We start from the raw sequence: 1,421 nt of genomic DNA, 5'->3' as shown, positions 1-1,421 counted from the left end.
CTAGTAATTGCGTTGATTTCTGTTATAATTTCTTTGAATGTGCCATGTCTATTTCTTCTTGTGACCCACTTTAATTTGGCTTTTAAATTTCTTTTTGCTTCCATAGTGGGTCTGAAACGACAAGTGCCATTTGTTTTCATTATCAGACAACTCAAGAACTTTAAACGTGTAGGAGAACCCACTTTACTTTTATCTTTATTCACTGTTAATTTCAGGTCTTTTTCGATAAAATTTGTGATACTTTCCATAACACGTTGTCCGGCACGTTTTGATTTTACAAAGATGACGAAGTCATCAGCGTATCTCACAAAACGGTGTCCGCGCTTCTCTAATTCTTTATCCAGTTCATGCAAATAGATATTACACAACAAGGGAGATATAACTCCACCTTGAGGGGCACCTGTCTTTCTTTCTGCGTATTCGCCAGACAGGTCTGCAGACCCGCTTTGTAAACTTTTGCGGATAAATTTAGAAATAGCTTTGTCTTGTATAAAGCGCTCAAACAAGTACATCAACTTATCATGGTTCAATGTATCAAAGCATTGTTTCAAATCACAGTCTACGACTGTGTGATAACCCTCTTCATAGTATTGGATACATTGTTTCAATGCTGTCCCTGTACTATGATTTGGTCTGAAACCATGACTATGTTTTGAAAACTGACGATTAATTGTCGGTTCGATAACTTGTTTGATTGCCTGTTGGATAACTCTATCCCTTGCGACGGGAATTCCAAGAATTCTCTTTTTGCCATTTGGTTTTGGAATGGCTACTTTCTTAACTGCTTGCGGTTCATAAGTACCGTTAAGCAGTTTTTCTTTTATTTGTGGATAGAATTCTCTGAAGTGAGCATTTAACTCTTTAACCTTCATCCCATCAATTCCAGGAGAACCATTGTTTTTGATAACTTTCTTGATTGCCTTCTCTATGTTGTTTGGTCTTACAACAAGTTCCATCAATGATGGAGACTCACGATACATTTCTTTCATATCAACTAAGATTTACTGTACACATCTGCTTATCTTTTTTCGTTCCACTACTTATCATCCACAGATTGCCAATTCCCATTGTTTTCGGTACGTCGTAAATCTATAACCTCCATTCTTTACTCTGTATTTAATATTGTTCAGTCCTTCGGTACATTTTCCCTACTATGACTTCTGCTGACTTCTCATAATTCGTTGTTACTACGATTCGAAGAATCGCTTATGAGACCTCCTCGGGTAAGATTAACCACTTTCCACTCATGTCACTGCATCATTTACTCATACGAATTTGGGCAGTATTGGACTTTGTTTTGTTGTGCAAACTCATCCGTTCGTATAAGCCTTGATATGATGTTTCTGTTCGTCAGTGCAAGTGTTTGCGTCCGACTTCCTTCAGATTCCACCTCACGATGGACACCCTTGTCTTTCACTAAC

General features: G+C 37.8%; 1 protein-coding gene. It reads right to left on the bottom strand.

What is annotated here, in order from left to right; translation table 11 throughout:
• The coding region (ltrA, locus tag HMPREF2937_RS03770; RefSeq protein WP_070864060.1) for a group II intron reverse transcriptase/maturase at positions 1-980 on the bottom strand (980 nt) is incomplete at its 3' end.
• Between the last annotated feature and the right edge of the window lie 441 nt (positions 981-1,421).

The sequence above is a fragment of the Staphylococcus sp. HMSC061G12 genome (assembly GCF_001838465.1).
Lineage (GTDB): Bacteria > Bacillota > Bacilli > Staphylococcales > Staphylococcaceae > Staphylococcus > Staphylococcus simulans.
This window is presented reverse-complemented; position numbering and strand designations above follow the sequence as displayed.